We start from the raw sequence: 16143 nt of genomic DNA on the forward strand, positions 1-16143 counted from the left end.
GTGCGTCATCCGAGCATCAAGTGCAGCATCAAGAGCCGCCTCCGGTTCCTCACCGCCCTCGCCCTCGCGCCGTGTCTGGCCGGCTGCTTCGTGTCCCCCGGCGGGGAGTCCTCGCCGGAGGGCGGGTCGTCGGGCTCGCGGCTGCGCGTCGCCCTCGCCTTCCCGCCCGCCGAGAACCTCTCGCCGTACGGAGCCGACGCCACCCTGCTCAGCCGACTCGGCGTCACCGAGGGACTCACCGCCCTGGATGCCAACGGCGCCGCGGCCCCCGCGCTCGCCCGGTCCTGGCAACGGGAGGGCGACCGCACCTGGCGGTTCACCTTGCGCGAGGCCACTTTCCAGGACGGCACGGACGTCACGCCGGCCGCCGTGGCCGCCGCGCTCACCCACGCCGGCCAGGCCGAGCCCGCTCCCGCTGCCCTCGCCGGCGTCACCCTCGGCGCGAAGGCCGACGGCGAGCACGGCATCCGCATCACCACCCGGAAGCCCGACCCCGTCCTGCCCATGCGCCTGGCCGGCCCCAGCCTGGCGATCCTCTCCCCGAAGGCGTACGAGAAGAAGGGCAACCCCACCCCGGTCGGCACCGCCACCGGCCCCTTCGAGATCACCGACGTCAACGGCGGCGGCTCCGCCACCCTCGACCGCTACGACGACTACTGGGACGGCCTCGCCCACGCCACCGGCATCGACGTGCGCTTCGTCAAGGACGGCACCGCCCGCGCCAACGCCGTCCGCACCGGTGACGTCGACATCGCCGAGGCGATCCCCGTCGCCCAGGCCGCGACCCTCGACGAGGCCACCCTCAAGGAAGCCGGCACCACCCGGACCACCAGCCTGCAGCTCAACACGGAGACCGGGCCCTTCAAGGACCCGGAGCTGCGCGCCGCCGCCCGCACGGCGATCGCGCCTTCCGCCCTCGTCGAGGGAGTCTTCGAGGGGTACGCCGACCCGGGCGCCGGTCTCTTCGGACCCGCCGTCACCTGGGCCGAGAGCAAGCGGGTGAAGCCGGCCGGCCGCGCCGAGCCCGCCCGGCCCGACGGTACGACGATCACCCTGGCCACCTACGACAACCGGCCGGAGCTTCCCGAGGTCGCCCAGGTCGTGCAACAGCAGCTGCGGAAGGCCGGATTCACGGTGAAGCTGGAAGTGCGCGAGTACTCACGGCTGGAGAGCGACGCGCTCGCCGGGAAGTTCGACGCGTTCATCGGCGCCCGCAACAGCCTCCTGGACACCGGCGACCCCGTCGGAGTCCTCGGCGGCGACTACACCTGCGACGGCGGCTACAACCTGGCCCGGCTGTGCGACAAGAAGGTCGACCGGGCCGTCGCCGAGGCCGTCGGGACCGACGGTACCGGTGAGCGGCAGGACGCCGCCATGGCCGCAGAGGCGGCGATCCTCGGCACGGACGCGGTCGTGCCGCTGGCCCACCAGCGGATCATCGCCGGCGTCTCGACCAAGGTGCGGGGCGTGTTGCTCGACCCGTACGAGCGGACCCTGGTGGGCACCGGGACGCGTCGGTGACCGGCCCGTTCAGGCGGGCAGCCGTGTGTCGATCACGCAGCCGATCTCGAGGAGCTGCCCGTGAAACGTCAGTTCGGTGACGCCCAGGGCCGTGCTGACCGGGCGGTGGGTACCGAAGTACGCCCGGTTGGCCTTCGCCACGGCCTCGGAGTTGCGCACCAGGTCCACCGCGTACAGCGTCTGGGACACGATCTGGTTGCGCGTCACGCCGTAGTGGGCCAGGACCCTGTCGAGGTTGATGTAGGTCCGCTCCAGCTGGGCTGTGAGGTCGTCCTCGGGGCGGAAACCGCCCGCCTCGTCGAACGCGAGCTGCCCGGAGACATGGATCAGGTCACCGGACCTGATCGCCTGCGCGTAGCCGAAGTGGCTCTCGGCCGGGATGCCGTGGTCGTAGACGTCGGTGGTGGTCACAGTCGGGGTCCTTCCGTCGGGCGCGCATCCGCGCTCTCTTGCGGTTACTGGGAAACCGTAGGAGAGTGACCGCCTACCTGGAAGAACGCACTTTTCGGTAACGGGGGAACCAGATGGTGACCAAGCAGTTGAGGGACCTGCCCGAGAACGCGGACCTGCGGCGGGCGGACTCCCTGGCGCGGGAGATCTTCTCCGACGTGGCCAACAAATGGGCGCTTCTGATCATCGAGGCCCTCGGGGAACGCACCCTGCGCTTCAGCGAGTTGCGCGACGAGGTCGAGGGCGTCAGCCACAAGATGCTCACCCAGAACCTGCGGATGCTGGAGCGCAACGGCCTGGTCGACCGGACGGTGTACCCCACCGTGCCGCCCAAGGTCGAATACACCCTGACCGAGCCCGGCCGGGCCCTGCGCGCCACGGTCGACGCGATCTGCGGCTGGACCCACCGGTACCTCGGTGACATCGAGGCGGCGCGCGGGCGGTTCGACGACTGACCGCCCCGCCGTACCTGTCGTCAGCCGGCGACCAGTTCCCGCACCTGACGGGGCGCCACCGGCTCCTCGACGCGTGAGGTCCGGTACAGCCACAGCACGTCACGCCCGAACGACCAGACCAGCAGGCCCAGGGCCAGGGCCGCGACGGCGAAGTTGCCCGCGTACGGCAGCAGATCGGCGCCCGCGACCAGCAGGAGCACGCCTTGGAGGGCGGCGACCGTCTTGCGGGCGGTGCTCGGCGGGAGCGCGGCGGTCAGCCACGGCCACACCCGCGCGGCGGCGACGAAGACGTACCGCATGCCGCCGATCAGCAGCACCCACGGGCCCAGTTGCATCGACACGTACACGCTCAGCACCAGGATCAGGAAGGCGTCGACCTCCATGTCGAAGCGCGCGCCCAGCGGTGTCGAGGTGCCGGTGCGTCGGGCCACCTTGCCGTCGACGCCGTCGAGGATCAGCGCCACCGCCGTCAGACCCACGAACAGCGACACGGGCGGTGAGCTCTGGAAGGAGTCGGCAACCAGGGCCGTGACCCCGCCGACGAGGGTGGCCCGGCCGAGGGTGACCCGGTTGGCCGCGCCGAACGAACGCAGCCGGGAACGGTGCAGGGCCCGCGAGAGCACCGCCCAGGTGGCGATCGCGAACGCGAGGCCGGTCAGCCAGCCCGCCGGCCCCATCCCGATCGCCGTGCCGATCAGGACCAGCAGCAGGACCTGCACTCCCGCCCCCAGGGCGGTCTCCTGCTGGAGCCTCGCGTCGTAAGTGTTGTTCAGGGCCACCGAACACCCTCCGGCCGTGTGACAGAGTCGATCAACGCCGCTACCTTGTGCGCGGCCTGTGCACCCCTCGGTACGCAAGCAGCTTCCCGATCGTTCAGGAGGACTTCGATGAAGCACACCGCAAGGGCGTTCTGGATCGACTCGCCTGGGCGAGGCGTCATCCGGGACGTCACCCTGCCGGCCCCCGGCGAGGGCGAGGTGCTGGTCCGCACGCTCTTCTCCGGAGTGAGCCGCGGCACCGAAACGCTCGTCTTCCGCGGCGGCGTGCCCGTCAGCCAGCACACCGCCATGCGCGCGCCGTTCCAGGAGGGCGACTTCCCGGGCCCGGTGAAGTACGGCTACCTCAACGTGGGCGTGGTGGAGGAAGGCCCCCGGGAACTCACCGGCCGCACCGTCTTCTGCCTCTACCCGCACCAGACGCGCTACGTCGTACCGGCCGACGCGGTCACCCCCGTCCCGGACGGCGTGCCCGCCGAACGGGCCGTGCTCGCCGGGACCGTGGAGACCGCCGTCAACGCCCTGTGGGACGCCGCGCCCCTGGTCGGAGACCGGATCGCCGTGGTCGGCGGCGGCATGGTCGGCTGCTCGGTGGCCGCCCTCCTCGCCCGGTTCCCCGGCGTCCGCGTCCAGCTGGTCGACGCCGACCCGTCCCGCGCGAAGACCGCCGAGGCGCTCGGGGTCGGCTTCGCCACCCCCGAGGACGCCGACGGGGACCGCGACCTGGTCGTGCACGCCAGTGCCACGGAACAGGGCCTCGCCAGGTCCCTGGAACTCCTCACCGCCGAGGGGACCGTGCTGGAACTCAGCTGGTACGGCGACCGGCAGGTCAGCCTCCCGCTCGGTGAGGCCTTCCACTCCCGGCGGCTCGTCATCCGCAGCAGCCAGGTCGGCACCGTCTCCCCGGCCCGCCCCAACCGCACCTACGCCGACCGGCTCGCGGTCGCCCTGGACCTGCTCGCCGACCCCGCGCTCGACGCCCTCGTCACCGGCGAGTCCCCCTTCGAGGAGCTGCCGGACGTGCTGCCCCGACTGGTCTCCGGCGAGGTCCCCGCGCTGTGCCACCGCGTCCGTTACGACGAGAGCGATTGACGCATCGGCTGACGATTCGTTCCATCCGGTACGAGTTTCGCCACGACAAGAGCGCCTGACCTGAGAAAAGACGTACGGACGGCTGAACAGGGGAAGGCAACGAGCCGTACTACTCGGCATCCCCGGCACCGTAGAGCGGGGGAGCAGACGCGCCGCACCTGGAGGGTCGTCCGTTGTTCAGCATCACCGTCCGCGATCACATCATGATCGCCCACAGCTTCCGTGGCGACGTCTTCGGACCGGCCCAGCGCCTGCACGGGGCCACGTTCCTCGTGGACGCCACGTTCCGGCGCGAGCAGCTGGACGACGACAACATCGTCGTCGACATCGGGCTGGCCACCCAGGAACTCGGCGCGGTCGTCAGCGAGCTGAACTACCGCAACCTCGACAACGAGCCCGACTTCGCCGGAGTCAACACCTCCACGGAGTTCCTCGCCAAGGTCATCGCCGACCGGCTCGCCGAGCGCATCCACAAGGGGGCGCTGGGCGAGGGCGCCAAGGGCATCGCGGGCCTCACCGTCACGCTGCACGAGTCGCACATCGCCTGGGCGAGTTACGAGCGTGCGTTGTGACCGACACGACCATCGAGCGGCCCGAGCACATGGGTCCGGCGCCGGCGCGGCTGAATTATGTTCCCGTGCAGCACGCTTCCCTGAAGAACGCCGAGATCATCCCCATGTCCCTGCGCACCGTGCACTTCGTGCTGCCGGGCGGCGTCGACGACCCGGCGGCGCCCAGCGGCGGCAACGCCTACGACCGGCGGGTCTGCCTGGACCTGCCCGGCTTCGGCTGGCAGGTGACCAAGCACGCCGTGGCCGGTGACTGGCCCCGGCCGGGGGCCGACGCCCGCACGGAACTCGCCCGCACCCTGAGCGGGTTGCCCGACGGGGCCGCCGTCCTGCTCGACGGGCTGGTGGCCTGCGGTGTGCCGGAGATCGTGGTGCCCGAGGCGGAACGGCTGAGCATGGCCGTCCTCGTCCACCTCCCGCTCGGTGACGAGACGGGGCTGGACGCGGCGGTCGCGGCCGAACTGGACGCCAAGGAGCGGACCGTGCTGCGGGCGGTGCCGGCGGTGATCGGCACCAGCGACTGGGCCGTCCGCCGCCTGGTCTCCCACCACGGCCTGCCGCCCGAGCGGGTCCACGTCGCGGCACCCGGCGCCGACATCGCGCCGCTCGCGCCCGGCACCGACGGTGTGTCGCGCCTGCTGTGCGTTGCCGCCGTGACCCCGCGCAAGGGCCAGCACCGGCTGGTGGAGGCGCTGGCCGCCGTCCGCGAACTGCCGTGGAGCTGCGTGTGCGTCGGGAGCCTGACCCAGGAACCGGAGTACGTCGCCCACCTGCGGTCCCTCATCGCCGAGCACGGCCTGCAGGACCGCCTGGAACTGGCCGGCCCGAAATCCGGCCCCGCGCTCGACGCCAGCTACGCCACCGCCGACCTGATGGTCCTCACCTCCTACGCCGAGACGTACGGCATGGCCGTGACCGAGGCCCTGGCACGCGGCATCCCGGTGATGGCCACGGACGTCGGCGGGCTGCCGGAGGCGGTCGGCCGCGCGCCCGACGGCGGTGTCCCCGGCATCCTCGTCCCGCCGGAGAACCCCGCCGCCATCGCCGCCGAACTGCGCGGCTGGTTCGGCGAGGCGGACGTACGACGCCGGCTGAAGGCCGCCGCACGCAGCCGCCGCGCCGCCCTCGGCGGCTGGGCGACGACCGCACAGAGCCTGGCGGCGGTGCTGCGCCGGCTCCCGACCGAACCCCGGAGGTCAGCATGACGAACCCGGCGACGACGACCCCGCAGAGCGGGGCGATTCCGGCCCAGCCCGGGCCGAGGGAGGTCACGGGAGTGACGGACGGCATGATTCCGGGCCTGGGCTCCAGCATCGAGTTCGGTCCGGGGCAGGCCCCCGGGAGCGTCATCCCCGGTGCCGGGCCCAGCGGCAAGCCCGGCTCGCGGCCGACCGTCAAACTGCGTGAGGCGGGCCCGGACGATCCGCCCCGCTACGCGCCCGAGTGGCTGGAGCTGCGGGAGCCGGCCGATGCCGCCGCGCGGGCGCACGACCTGCTCGACCCGCTGCGGATCCGGCTCGCCAACCTGCCGGGCAGGTCGGGCATCGTCATCCACGACCTGGGCTGCGGCACCGGCTCCATGGGCCGCTGGCTCGCCCCCCGCCTGGACGGCGCCCAGCACTGGATCCTGCACGACCGTGACCCCTACCTGCTGCATTTCGCCGCCGTCGCCTCCCCGCGCTCGGCCGCCGACGGCAGCCGGGTCTCCGTGGAGACGCGGCGCGGTGACATCGCCCGACTCACCCCGGACGCCCTGCAGGGCGCGTCCCTGGTCACGGCGTCGGCCCTGCTGGACGTCCTCACCCGCGAGGAGATCGACACCTTCGCCGCCGCGTGCGCCGGAGCCGGCTGCCCCGCCCTGCTGACGCTGTCCGTCGCCGGGCGCGTGGAACTGACCCCGTCGCACCCGCTGGACGCGGAGCTCGCCCAGGCGTTCAACGACCACCAGCGCCGCGACGGCCTGCTCGGCCCCGACGCGGTCACGGCGGCGGCCGAGGCGTTCTCCGAGCACGGCGCGACCGTACGGCTGCACCCGAGCCCCTGGCAGCTCGGTCCCGAGCAGGCCGCGCTCACCGAGCAGTGGCTGCGCGGCTGGGTCGGCGCCGCCGTCGAGGAACGCCCCGAGCTGCGGGCCGAAGCCGACGTCTACCTGACCAAGCGGCTGGCGGCCCTGGCCGCGGGCGAGTTGCGCGTCACCGTCCACCACGTCGACCTCCTGGCCCTGTCCCGCCCGGTGGGCGGAGCGTCATGACCCCCCAGGCGACGGGAACGCGCCCGCGCACCACGCCCACCGAGAGCCGTCCCGCGACCGGCAGCGGCACCCGTACGGTGCCGGTGTCCGGTGCGGCGGTCACGGCCCGGGCGGACACGGCTGTGCCGCGCCCGGCCGTGGGCGAGAGCAGCGCCCCCGCCGCCTCGACCCCGGCCGGCCCGGCCCGGTCGACCGAAGTCCCGTCGCCGGCCACCGGCCTGGAGGGCGCCGGCCCGGTCACCGGCCAGGGCTGCGGCCCGGACGGCACCGGCCCTGATGCCACCGGCCCGGACGGCACCGACCCGATCAACGCCGATCCGATCAACGCCGGCACGGGCAGCGCCGGCCTGGACGGCGTCGGCTCTATCGGCACCGGCCGGAACGGCACCGGCCCCACCGCCACCGAAACGACCGGCACCGGAACGGACAGCACCACCCCGACCAGCACCCGCCCGGACAACCCCGGCCCCACCCCCCGCGGCCCCATTCGCACCGCTCTCGCCCGGCTCGCCACTCCCGCCGTCCGTACGCACCTCGGCACCATCGCCGGAATCGCCATCCTGGCGGTGCTGTTCTGGCGGCTCGGTACCGGCGTCTTCCTGGAGGGGCTGCGGCGGATCGACGGCGTGTCGCTGCTGCTCGCGCTCGGCATCGGGCTCGTCACCACCGTGTGCAGCGCGTGGCGGTGGGCCATCGTCGCCCGGGGGCTCAGGATCCGGCTGCCGTTCGGGCCGGCCGTCGCCGACTACTACCGCGCGCTGTTCCTGAACGCGGCCCTGCCCGGCGGCGTCCTCGGCGATGTGCACCGGGCCGTGCGGCACGGGCAGAGCGAGGGGGATCTGCGGCGGGGAGTGAAGGCCGTCGTCCTCGAACGGACCGCCGGGCAGATCGCGTTGTTCGCGGTCGGCGCCGTCGTCCTGCTGGTCATGCCGTCCCCGGTGCTGGACGAGGCCCGGCACATCGCCCCGCTCGCGGCCCTGACCGCCCTGGGCGCGCTCGCCGTCGTCCTCGCCCTGCGCATGAACCGCCCGGCGCCCTCCCCCCGCGGCCGCAAGCTGCGCGCGGTCCTCGCCGAGGCCCGCGAAGGGCTGCTGTCGCGCCGGAACGGGCCCGGAGTGGTTGTCTCCTCCGTGGTGGTGCTGGCAGGTTACGTCGCGATGTTCGTACTCGCCGCCCGTGTCGCCGGGACCGCCGCCTCCGTGGCCGTCCTGCTGCCCCTCGCGGTCCTCGCCCTGCTGGCGATGGGCCTGCCCCTGAACGTGGGCGGCTGGGGGCCCCGGGAGGGCGTCACCGCCTGGGCGTTCGGCGCCGCGGGGCTCGGCGCGGGCCGGGGACTGGCCGTCGCGGTCGTCTACGGGGTGCTCAGCCTCGTGGCCAGCCTGCCCGGCCTGATCGTGCTCGTCGCGCGCTGGTACGCGGGCCTGCGGGCCGGGCCCCGGGCCACCGCACAGGCCCCGGAACCCGCTCCCGCACCGCAGGGTGACTACGCGTCGGAGGTCAGCATCGAGAAATACGCCCCGAAGGAATCCGCCAGGCTCGCCAGGAGTTCCTTCCCCTTTTCCGCCGAACCCAGCGAAGGACGACCGATGACGCCGGAATCGGTATAGCCGGACATGCCGAGGGTGAGCAGATGACGCCGGTCGTCAGCGACGAAATCAGTGGTCTCATAACCGGGTCGGAGCATTTCGGGATGAGCGTGCAGAAGGATGGAGGTCTCTATTTCCCCCGCGTGCATGTCGGTGAGCAGCGAGGTGATCACCCCCGCCCGCTCGCGCGCTGCCTCCCAGTCCTCCGCGGCCGGGAAGAGCGCCATCCGCTCGCCACGCGCGGAGGACTCCTGAACCACGTTGCCCAGCACGTAGTTGCCGCCGTGCCCGTTGACCACCACCAGCGTGTCGACCCCGGACCGGCGCAGCGAATCCGCAATGTCCCGAACCACCGCATGAAGGGTCACCGAGGAGATGCTGACGGTCCCCGGCCAGGCCGCGTGCTCGTGCGAGCACGAGATCGTCACCGGAGGAAGGAGGTGCACCGGGTACGCGCCGGCTATCTCCCGCGCGACGGCACAGGCGACGAGCGTGTCGGTCGACAGCGGGAGGTACGGACCGTGCTGCTCGAAGCTCCCCACGGGAAGCACCGCGACCTGCCGTGAGACACCGGCGCCCCGCGTCCGTACGTCTTCCGTGGTGTCCGCCGGCACCAGATCACTCATAACGTCACGGCCTTTCGTCTCTGCTTAGGAACTCGAGAATCATGACAGACAACATTGGCGTACTCGGCAAGAAGGCACCGCAGCGGACCGGCGTGGAACGCGTCGTGAATGCCCCCTTGCCCACCGTGTACGGGAAATTCCAGGCGATCGGCTACATGGACCACGACCGCGGCGACGAACAGGTCGCGCTGGTCTATGGCGAGATCGGCCCGGACGACGTCCTCATCCGGCTGCACTCGGAGTGCCTGACGGGTGACGCCTTCGGCTCCCAGCACTGCGAGTGCGGCGACCAGCTCGACGCCGCCCTGCGCGCGGTCGTCTCCGAGGGTGCGGGCGTCGTGGTCTACCTCAGAGGGCATGAAGGCCGTGGCATCGGCCTGCTCGGCAAGCTGCGCGCGATGGCCCTGCAGGCGGAGGGGCTCGACACCGTCGAGGCCAACCTCGCCCTGGGCCTCCCGGTCGACGCCCGCGACTACGGTGTCGCCGCCCGGATCCTGGAGGACCTCGGCGTGCGGTCGGTGCGGCTGATGTCCAACAACCCGCGCAAGCGCGAGGCGCTGGTGGACCACGGCATCACCGTGGCCGAGACGGTGCCGCTGCTGATCCCGCCGTGCGAGAACAACATCACGTATCTGCGCACCAAGCGGGAGCGCCTCGACCATCACCTGCCGCACCTGGACGCGGTGGTCAGCTCCTCCTGACCACCGTGGCCGGTCCGGGCTCCCCGACGTGACCTGGGCGAATCCGTGCGCGACCCGCAGGCGGGCCGCGTACGCTTCGTGGACGTCCGTCCCAGAAGCGTCGGCCCTCAGCGGCCGACGCCTCACGCCGGAGGCCCACCTGGTATGACCGAGCTCCATCTGTGGCTGCGCCACGAGGCCCGAACGACCGAGCGACGCACTCCGATCGTGCCCGACGACGCCCGGCGGCTCGTCGGGCACGGAGCGGAACTGACCGTCGAGGAGTCCCCGCAGCGGGTCTTCCCGATCGAGGAGTACGAGGCGGCCGGCTGCCGTGTCGCCCCCGCGGGCTCCTGGGTGACGGCGCCCCGGGACGCCGTCGTGCTCGGCCTGAAGGAACTGCCGGGGGAACCGGCCGGGCTGACGCACCGGCACATCTTCTTCGGCCACGCCTACAAGGGCCAGCCGGGAGCGTCGGAGCTGCTGGGCCGGTTCGCGGCCGGGGGCGGGACGCTGTTCGACCTGGAGTACCTGGTGGACGACACCGGGCGGCGCCTGGCCGCCTTCGGCTTCTGGGCCGGCTATCTCGGTGCCGCCCTGGCCGTGCTCCGGCACCGGGGCCGGCTGCGGGCACCGCTGACGCCGACCACCAAGGAGGACCTGGACGCGACGCTGCAACCCGTCGCGGACGACGCCGAGTTCACCGGCCTCGTCATCGGTGCCCTGGGGCGCAGCGGCCGCGGCGCCCGCGCCGCCTTCACCACCGCGGGCGTCGACCCGACCTGCTGGGACCTCGCCGAGACCCGGGACCTGGACCGCCCCGCCCTGCTGCGGCACGACGTGATGGTGAACGCGGTGCTCGCCACCACTCCCGTCCCGCCCTTCCTCCGCGAGCAGGACCTCGACACCCCCGGCCGCCGCCTGCGCACCCTGTGCGACGTGACCTGCGACGTCGGTTCCCCGCTCAACGTCCTTCCGGTGTACGACGAGACCACCGACTGGGACGAGCCGGTCCGCCGGCTGCGTGACGAACCCCCGCTCGACCTCATCGCCATCGACAACCTGCCCTCCCTGCTGCCGCTGGAGTCCAGCACCGACTTCTCGGCCGCCCTGCTGCCCCACCTGCTCGACTTCGGCGTCTCCGGGGCCTGGGGACGCTGTCTGGACCGGTTCCGTGACGCGTCCCGGGCACTCGGCCTCGACAAGGGGGAGCCCCATGACCACTGAACCGGCGGCGGCGAGCGGCACCGTCCACTGGATCGGCGCCGGCCTGTCCACGGGCAGCGGCCTCGCCGCGCTGTGCGACACCGCCGGGCGCGTCCGGCTCTGGCACCGCACCGAGGCCCGCGCCGCCGAAGCCCTCGGCCGGCTGGGTCTCGCCGGCCGGGCCGAGCCCCGCGCGTACACGCTGCCGGCGCTCGCCTCCGAACTCGCGCCCGGCGATGTCGTCGTGTCGATGCTGCCCGCGCCGGAGCACGCCCCGCTGCTCGCTGAGTGCGTACGTCAGGGGGCGCACTTCGCGTGCTCCAGCTATGTGTCGGACGCGGTGCTGGAGCAGGTGCCGGCCGCTGGGCGGGCCGGGCTCGTCGTCCTCACCGAGGCCGGGCTCGACCCGGGCATCGACCACCTGTTCGCCCATGACCTGGTCGCCCGGGCCCGTGAGGCGATCGGCGACGAGACGCCCGCCTCGTACACCCTCACGTCGTACTGCGGCGGGGTCCCCGCCGTCCCGAACGACTTCACGTACCGCTTCAGCTGGGCACCCGCGGGTGTCCTGGGCGCCCTGCGCTCCCCGGCCCGCTACATCGAGGGCGGTGAGCGGACGGTCGCCGAGCGGCCCTGGGAGGCCACCCGGCGGCATGTCCTCGACGGGGAGACCTTCGAGGTCTACCCCAACCGCGACAGCGTCCCCTTCGTCGCGCAGTACGGGCTGCCGGACGCCTGGACACCGCGGACGTTCGTGCGCGGCACCCTGCGTCTGGAGGGCTGGCTGCGCGCCTGGGACGGCGTCTTCGAGGAACTCAAGGCCGGCGACGACGGACGCATCGCCGCCCTCGCGCGGGAACTGGCCGCCGCCTACCCCACCACGGCCGACGACCACGACCGGGTCGTCCTCGCCGTGTCGCTGGACGTGCGCGCCGAGTCGGGCCGGTCGTGGCAGGGCGGTTACCTCCTCGACCTGGTGGGTGACGCCGAGGAGAGCGCGATGGCCCGCTGCGTCTCGCGGACCCTCGCGCTGGGTGTCCGGCATGTGCTGGACGGCTCCCTGCCGCCGGGTCTGAACCGCGCAGCCGAGACGGCCGCACGCTCCGGGCAGTGGCTGCGGGAACTAGCCCGGGACGGCGTGGAGTTCACCCTGCGCGTCGACCGGTAGCGGTCAACGGTCCGACAGGGCCTCGTGGATGAGCCGCTTCAGGTCCTTGAAGACCGAGTGGGAGGTCTTGGGCCGCACCTGTGTCATGAACTGCACCGTCAGGTCGCGGCCCGGGTCCACCCAGAACGTCGTCGTGGCCACGCCGCTCCAGCCGAAGGCGCCGGGCCCGGAGGGCACCAGCGTGCGGGACGGGTCGATCACCACGGAGCAGTTGAAGCCGAAGCCGAGCCCCTCGTTGCCGGGCTCGTCATGGGCGGGGCGGCTGCCGAAGGCCCGCAGGTCGGCGCCGCCGGGCAGGTGGTTGCGGGTCATGAGCTCCACGGTCCCCGGGGCGAGCAGCCGCACGCCGTCGAGTTCGCCGCGGCGGCGCAGCAACTCCATGAAGCGGTGGTAGTCGTGGGCCGAGCACACCATGCCGCCGCTGCCCGACAGGAACCGCGGCCGGCCGTGCAGCGGGAGCCCCGGGGCCGGCTCGATGCCGCCGCCCTCCTTCTCCCCGTACATCTCGGACAGCCGGGGCGCCTGGGCAGGCGTGACGTGGAAGCCCGCGTCCGTCATGCCGAGCGGTGCGAAGATCCGCTCGGCGCAGAACGCGTCGAGCGGCTGCCCGGACACGACCTCGATGATCCGGCCCAGGACGTTGCTCGCCACCGAGTAGTTCCACTCGGTGCCCGGCTCGAACTGCAGCGGCAGGCTCGCGTACGCCTCGATGGTCTCGGCCAGGTCCGCGCCCGGCGGCACCGACGACTCCAGGCCGGCCGCGCGGTACAGGGCGTCGACAGGGTGCGTGTGGTAGAAGCCGAAGGTCAGACCCGCGGTGTGGGTCATCAGATGCCGGACGAGTATCGGGCCCTCGGCGGGGCGGGTCTCGACCTCCGCCCCGGAACCGCCGACGTGGACCCGCGGGTCGGCGAAGGCGGGCAGGTGGTCGGCGACCGGGTCGTCCAGCGAGAGCCGGCCCTCTTCCACCAGCAGCAGCGCGGCGACCGCGGTGACCGGCTTCGTCATGGAGTAGACCCGCCACAGCGTGTCGGGCTCCACCGGGAGCCCGGCCGCGATGTCGCGCAGGCCGTGCGTGGTGAGATGGGCGACGCGCCCGGCCCGGGCGACGGCGACGAGGAAGCCCGGCATACGCCCGTCGTCGACCAGCCGGGCGAAGTGCCGGTCCAGGCGGCCCAGCACCTGCGGATCCAGCCCGGCCTCACCCGGATCGATCTCTTGTCGCAGCTGTGCCATGGCTCTCTCCCGTCGCGCTGTTCGAGATGAGATCCGGCATACCCCGCCCAGGTCGCCTCAGACCCCCTCGGGGCGCAGGAACGGTTCATGATCGCGCAAGAACAGGTGCGTGAGGCCCAGGACAGTGCCTCTCAGGAGCCTGGGGCACTGCCCCTCAGGGGCAACCCCCCAGGCGCCCGCGCCCGCACCCGCACCCGAGGACCATGCACTTCAGGTCCTCGGGTGCGGGTGCCTGAGGCACACCGTGGCGTCAGGCCGTCACCTTCTCCGGCTGCGCGGCCCCGAGCCCGGCCCGTTCCCCCAGCGACTCCGTGGGAACCCGGTGCGTCTCCCGCGCCGACACCGCCGCGATCACCGGCGGCACGCACAACGCCGCCGTGAACAGCGCCACCGCCGACCAGTCGTCGCCGCCCGGCCCCGCGATCTGCGCCGCGAACGTCACCGCGAACCCGGCCGCCGCGAAACCGATCTGCGTGCCGACCGCCACGCCGGACAGCCGCACCCGGGTCGTGAACATCTCGCCGTAGAAGGCGGGCCACACACCGTTCGCGGCGCTGTAGACCACGCCGAAACAGACGATGCCCGTCAGGAACGTCAGCGGGTAGGAGCCCGTGGAGACCGCCCAGAGGTACAGGAACATCGTCACCGCGCTGCCGGCGGCGCCGATCAGGAACACCGGGCGGCGTCCGATCCGGTCGGACAGCGTCGCCCACAGCGGGATCGCGGCGAGCGCGACGACATTGGCCAGAGCGCCCACCCACAGCATGGCCGTACGCGACATGCCGACCGCGTCGCTCGTGGCGTACGCCAGTGCCCACACCGTGAAGATCGTGCTGACCGAGGCGACCAGCGCACCCGCGATCACCCGCAGCACGTCCGCCCAGTGCTCGCGGAGCAGCACCACGAGCGGCATCCTGGCCACGCCGTCCTCCGCGGCCTGCTGGGCGAAGGCCGGCGTCTCGTCCAGCTTGCGGCGGATGACCCAGCCGACGACGGCGACCGCGACGCTCAGCCAGAACGGCAGCCGCCAGCCCCACGACAGCAACTGGTCCTCGGGCATCGCGGCGACGGGGATGAAGACCAGCGTGGCCAGCAACTGGCCGCCCTGGGTGCCGCTGAGCGTGAAGCTGGTGAAGAAGCCGCGCCGGTCCGGTGGCGCGTGTTCCAGGGTCATGGAGTTGGCGCTGGCCTGCTCACCGGCCGCCGAGATGCCCTGCAGCACCCGGCACAGCACCAGCAGGACCGGGGCGAGGCCGCCGACCTGGTCCCGGGTCGGCAGACAGCCGATGAGGAACGTCGACAGCCCCATCAGCATCAGCGTGAAGACCATGATCTTCTTGCGGCCGAGCTTGTCCCCGAAGTGCCCGAGCACCAGCGCGCCGACAGGGCGGGCGGCGTACGCGACACCGAACGTGGCCAGCGACAGCAGGGTCGCCGTGGCCGGGTCGGACTCGTCGAAGAACACCTCCGGGAAGATCAGCGCGGCGGCGCTGCCGTAGATGAAGAAGTCGTAGTACTCCAGGGCACTGCCGATCCAGGCGGCGGTCGCGGCTTTCCTGGGCTGACCGGGCGGGGCGGCGGACCCTGAGGGCATGGCGGGGACGGACACGGCGGCTCCTTGGCGGGCTCCACCTTGGGCGGAGTGAGATGAACGGAGAGCAGAGGGGGACGTGCCGGATCGCGGCTAATTAACCCACTGGGTAGTTAACAGGGGATGGCCAGTGATGCTGCGCCCGAGTGCCGCCGGTGTCAAGGGGTCGCGCTCCGGGTGTTCAGTCCGCCGTCCGCTCCGCCGTCAGGTACGCGATCACCATGTCGCCCAGCATGGCGCGGTAGTGCGCGCGCTGGGCCCGGTCGAGGAGGTCGCGGCCGAACAGCGCGCCGAAGGTGTGCCGGTTGGCGACCCGGAAGAAGCAGAACGAGGAGATCATCGCGTGCAGGTCGACGGCGTCGACGTCCGCCGTGAACAGCCCCGAGTCCTGGCCCGACGCCAGGATCCGGCGGATCACGTCCAGGGCGGGGGAGCCGATCTTCCCGAGCTTCTCGGAGGCCGCGATGTGATGCGCCTCGTGGATGTTCTCGATGCTGACCAGGCGGATGAAGTCGGGGTGCTGCTCGTGGTGGTCGAAGGTCAGCTCCGCCAGGCGCCGGATGGCCGCCACCGGGTCCAGATGGTCGACGTCGAGCTGCTGCTCGGCCTCCCGGATCACGCCGTACGCGCGCTCCAGCACGGCCGTGAACAACTGCTCCTTGCCGCCGAAGTAGTAGTAGATCATCCGCTTGGTGGTGCGGGTGCGGGCGGCGATCTCGTCCACCCGGGCCCCGTCGTAGCCGGCCCGCGCGAACTCCTGCGTGGCGACGTCGAGGATCTCGGCCCGGGTGCGGGCCGCGTCTCGGATGCGCTCGCCAGGCCGTGCCGGTTCTTCGACGCTGGTCATCAGGTTCCTTAGGGCGGAGGGGCCGGTGCCGGTGATTCTAGAAGCAGGGGCCCGCCCGGCCGCGGGGGTCTTCCCGGGCTCGTCCCCGG

Annotated in this window: 15 protein-coding genes and 1 pseudogene; 10 read left to right on the forward strand and 6 right to left on the reverse strand. The window is 72.6% G+C overall.

The genetic code is table 11. The features are described 5' to 3' along the window. A complete protein-coding gene (locus RFN52_RS33790; RefSeq protein ID WP_311241120.1) occupies positions 1 to 1521 on the forward strand; it encodes an ABC transporter substrate-binding protein in 1521 nt (506 codons plus the stop codon). A 9-nt stretch (positions 1522 to 1530) separates the two neighbouring features. Here RFN52_RS33790 and RFN52_RS33795 read toward each other — a convergent pair whose 3' ends face one another. Further along, positions 1531 to 1932 (reverse strand): RidA family protein, encoded by a 402-nt coding sequence (locus tag RFN52_RS33795; protein ID WP_184852041.1) that lies wholly within the window; start codon positions 1930 to 1932, stop codon positions 1531 to 1533. Between the two features lie 113 nt (positions 1933 to 2045). On the opposite strand from RFN52_RS33795, the gene RFN52_RS33800 reads away from it, so the two are divergent. Continuing rightward, positions 2046 to 2426 (forward strand): winged helix-turn-helix transcriptional regulator, encoded by a 381-nt coding sequence (locus RFN52_RS33800; protein ID WP_184852043.1) that lies wholly within the window; start codon positions 2046 to 2048, stop codon positions 2424 to 2426. 20 nt (positions 2427 to 2446) lie between these two features. Here the strand turns inward: RFN52_RS33800 and RFN52_RS33805 are convergent, their stop codons facing one another. Continuing rightward, a complete protein-coding gene (locus RFN52_RS33805) occupies positions 2447 to 3205 on the reverse strand; it encodes a CDP-alcohol phosphatidyltransferase family protein (protein WP_184852046.1) in 759 nt (252 codons plus the stop codon). Between the two features lie 108 nt (positions 3206 to 3313). Here RFN52_RS33805 and RFN52_RS33810 point away from each other — a divergent pair, with 108 nt between their 5' ends. The 5 genes and pseudogenes from RFN52_RS33810 to RFN52_RS33830 all read left to right on the forward strand — a co-directional run. After that, positions 3314 to 4294 (forward strand): zinc-dependent alcohol dehydrogenase, encoded by a 981-nt coding sequence (locus RFN52_RS33810; protein ID WP_184852048.1) that lies wholly within the window; start codon positions 3314 to 3316, stop codon positions 4292 to 4294. A 173-nt stretch (positions 4295 to 4467) separates the two neighbouring features. After that, on the forward strand, positions 4468 to 4866 hold the full coding sequence (locus tag RFN52_RS33815; RefSeq protein WP_062930213.1) for a 6-pyruvoyl trahydropterin synthase family protein: 399 nt from the start codon (positions 4468 to 4470) through the stop codon (positions 4864 to 4866). Further along, complete coding sequence (locus RFN52_RS33820) at positions 4863 to 6068, forward strand: glycosyltransferase family 4 protein (protein ID WP_373308420.1); 1206 nt, start codon at positions 4863 to 4865, stop codon at positions 6066 to 6068. Before RFN52_RS33815 ends, RFN52_RS33820 begins: the two co-directional genes overlap by 4 nt. Continuing rightward, positions 6065 to 7114 carry a methyltransferase domain-containing protein gene (locus RFN52_RS33825; protein WP_184852050.1) on the forward strand — a complete coding sequence of 350 codons (1050 nt, stop codon included), beginning with the start codon at positions 6065 to 6067 and terminating at the stop codon, positions 7112 to 7114. The genes RFN52_RS33820 and RFN52_RS33825 overlap by 4 nt, the downstream gene beginning before the upstream one ends. Then, positions 7111 to 8439, forward strand: a pseudogene (locus RFN52_RS33830) (lysylphosphatidylglycerol synthase transmembrane domain-containing protein); the annotation flags it as partial. The gene RFN52_RS33825 and the pseudogene RFN52_RS33830, both read left to right, overlap by 4 nt. 158 nt (positions 8440 to 8597) lie before the next feature. On the opposite strand, the gene RFN52_RS33835 reads toward RFN52_RS33830, so the two are convergent. Then, complete coding sequence (locus RFN52_RS33835) at positions 8598 to 9326, reverse strand: creatininase family protein (RefSeq protein ID WP_184852052.1); 729 nt, start codon at positions 9324 to 9326, stop codon at positions 8598 to 8600. A gap of 41 nt (positions 9327 to 9367) precedes the next feature. Here RFN52_RS33835 and ribA point away from each other — a divergent pair, with 41 nt between their 5' ends. The 3 genes from ribA (at position 9368) to RFN52_RS33850 (ending at position 12380) form a co-directional block, all read left to right on the forward strand. Further along, complete coding sequence (gene ribA, locus RFN52_RS33840) at positions 9368 to 10027, forward strand: GTP cyclohydrolase II (RefSeq protein ID WP_031108505.1); 660 nt, start codon at positions 9368 to 9370, stop codon at positions 10025 to 10027. A 144-nt stretch (positions 10028 to 10171) separates the two neighbouring features. Continuing rightward, positions 10172 to 11233 (forward strand): saccharopine dehydrogenase, encoded by a 1062-nt coding sequence (locus RFN52_RS33845; protein WP_184852054.1) that lies wholly within the window; start codon positions 10172 to 10174, stop codon positions 11231 to 11233. Further along, the gene (locus tag RFN52_RS33850) at positions 11223 to 12380 is read left to right on the forward strand and encodes a saccharopine dehydrogenase family protein (protein ID WP_184852056.1); all 1158 of its coding nucleotides are present in this window, start codon (positions 11223 to 11225) and stop codon (positions 12378 to 12380) included. The genes RFN52_RS33845 and RFN52_RS33850 overlap by 11 nt, the downstream gene beginning before the upstream one ends. Before the next feature lie 3 nt (positions 12381 to 12383). Here RFN52_RS33850 and RFN52_RS33855 read toward each other — a convergent pair whose 3' ends face one another. The 3 genes from RFN52_RS33855 to RFN52_RS33865 all read right to left on the reverse strand — a co-directional run bounded on the left by RFN52_RS33855 (position 12384) and on the right by RFN52_RS33865 (position 16054). After that, complete coding sequence (locus tag RFN52_RS33855) at positions 12384 to 13616, reverse strand: serine hydrolase domain-containing protein (RefSeq protein WP_184852058.1); 1233 nt, start codon at positions 13614 to 13616, stop codon at positions 12384 to 12386. A 250-nt stretch (positions 13617 to 13866) separates the two neighbouring features. Further along, on the reverse strand, positions 13867 to 15225 hold the full coding sequence (locus tag RFN52_RS33860) for an MFS transporter (RefSeq protein WP_184852060.1): 1359 nt from the start codon (positions 15223 to 15225) through the stop codon (positions 13867 to 13869). Positions 15226 to 15388: 163 nt separating this feature from the next. Then, positions 15389 to 16054, reverse strand: coding sequence for a TetR family transcriptional regulator (locus RFN52_RS33865; RefSeq protein ID WP_184852062.1), 666 nt, complete (start codon positions 16052 to 16054; stop codon positions 15389 to 15391). Between the last annotated feature and the right edge of the window lie 89 nt (positions 16055 to 16143).

Source organism: Streptomyces collinus (assembly GCF_031348265.1).
Classification (GTDB): domain Bacteria; phylum Actinomycetota; class Actinomycetes; order Streptomycetales; family Streptomycetaceae; genus Streptomyces; species Streptomyces collinus.

Coding starts and splice junctions, on each gene's coding strand:
- RFN52_RS33850 (WP_184852056.1), top strand. CDS start 11,223: ATGACCACTGAACCGGCGGCGGCGAGCGGCACCGTCCACTGGATCGGC.
- RFN52_RS33845 (WP_184852054.1), top strand. CDS start 10,172: ATGACCGAGCTCCATCTGTGGCTGCGCCACGAGGCCCGAACGACCGAG.
- RFN52_RS33810 (WP_184852048.1), top strand. CDS start 3,314: ATGAAGCACACCGCAAGGGCGTTCTGGATCGACTCGCCTGGGCGAGGC.
- RFN52_RS33835 (WP_184852052.1), bottom strand. CDS start 9,326: ATGAGTGATCTGGTGCCGGCGGACACCACGGAAGACGTACGGACGCGG.
- RFN52_RS33825 (WP_184852050.1), top strand. CDS start 6,065: ATGACGAACCCGGCGACGACGACCCCGCAGAGCGGGGCGATTCCGGCC.
- RFN52_RS33800 (WP_184852043.1), top strand. CDS start 2,046: ATGGTGACCAAGCAGTTGAGGGACCTGCCCGAGAACGCGGACCTGCGG.
- RFN52_RS33855 (WP_184852058.1), bottom strand. CDS start 13,616: ATGGCACAGCTGCGACAAGAGATCGATCCGGGTGAGGCCGGGCTGGAT.
- RFN52_RS33865 (WP_184852062.1), bottom strand. CDS start 16,054: ATGACCAGCGTCGAAGAACCGGCACGGCCTGGCGAGCGCATCCGAGAC.
- ribA (WP_031108505.1), top strand. CDS start 9,368: ATGACAGACAACATTGGCGTACTCGGCAAGAAGGCACCGCAGCGGACC.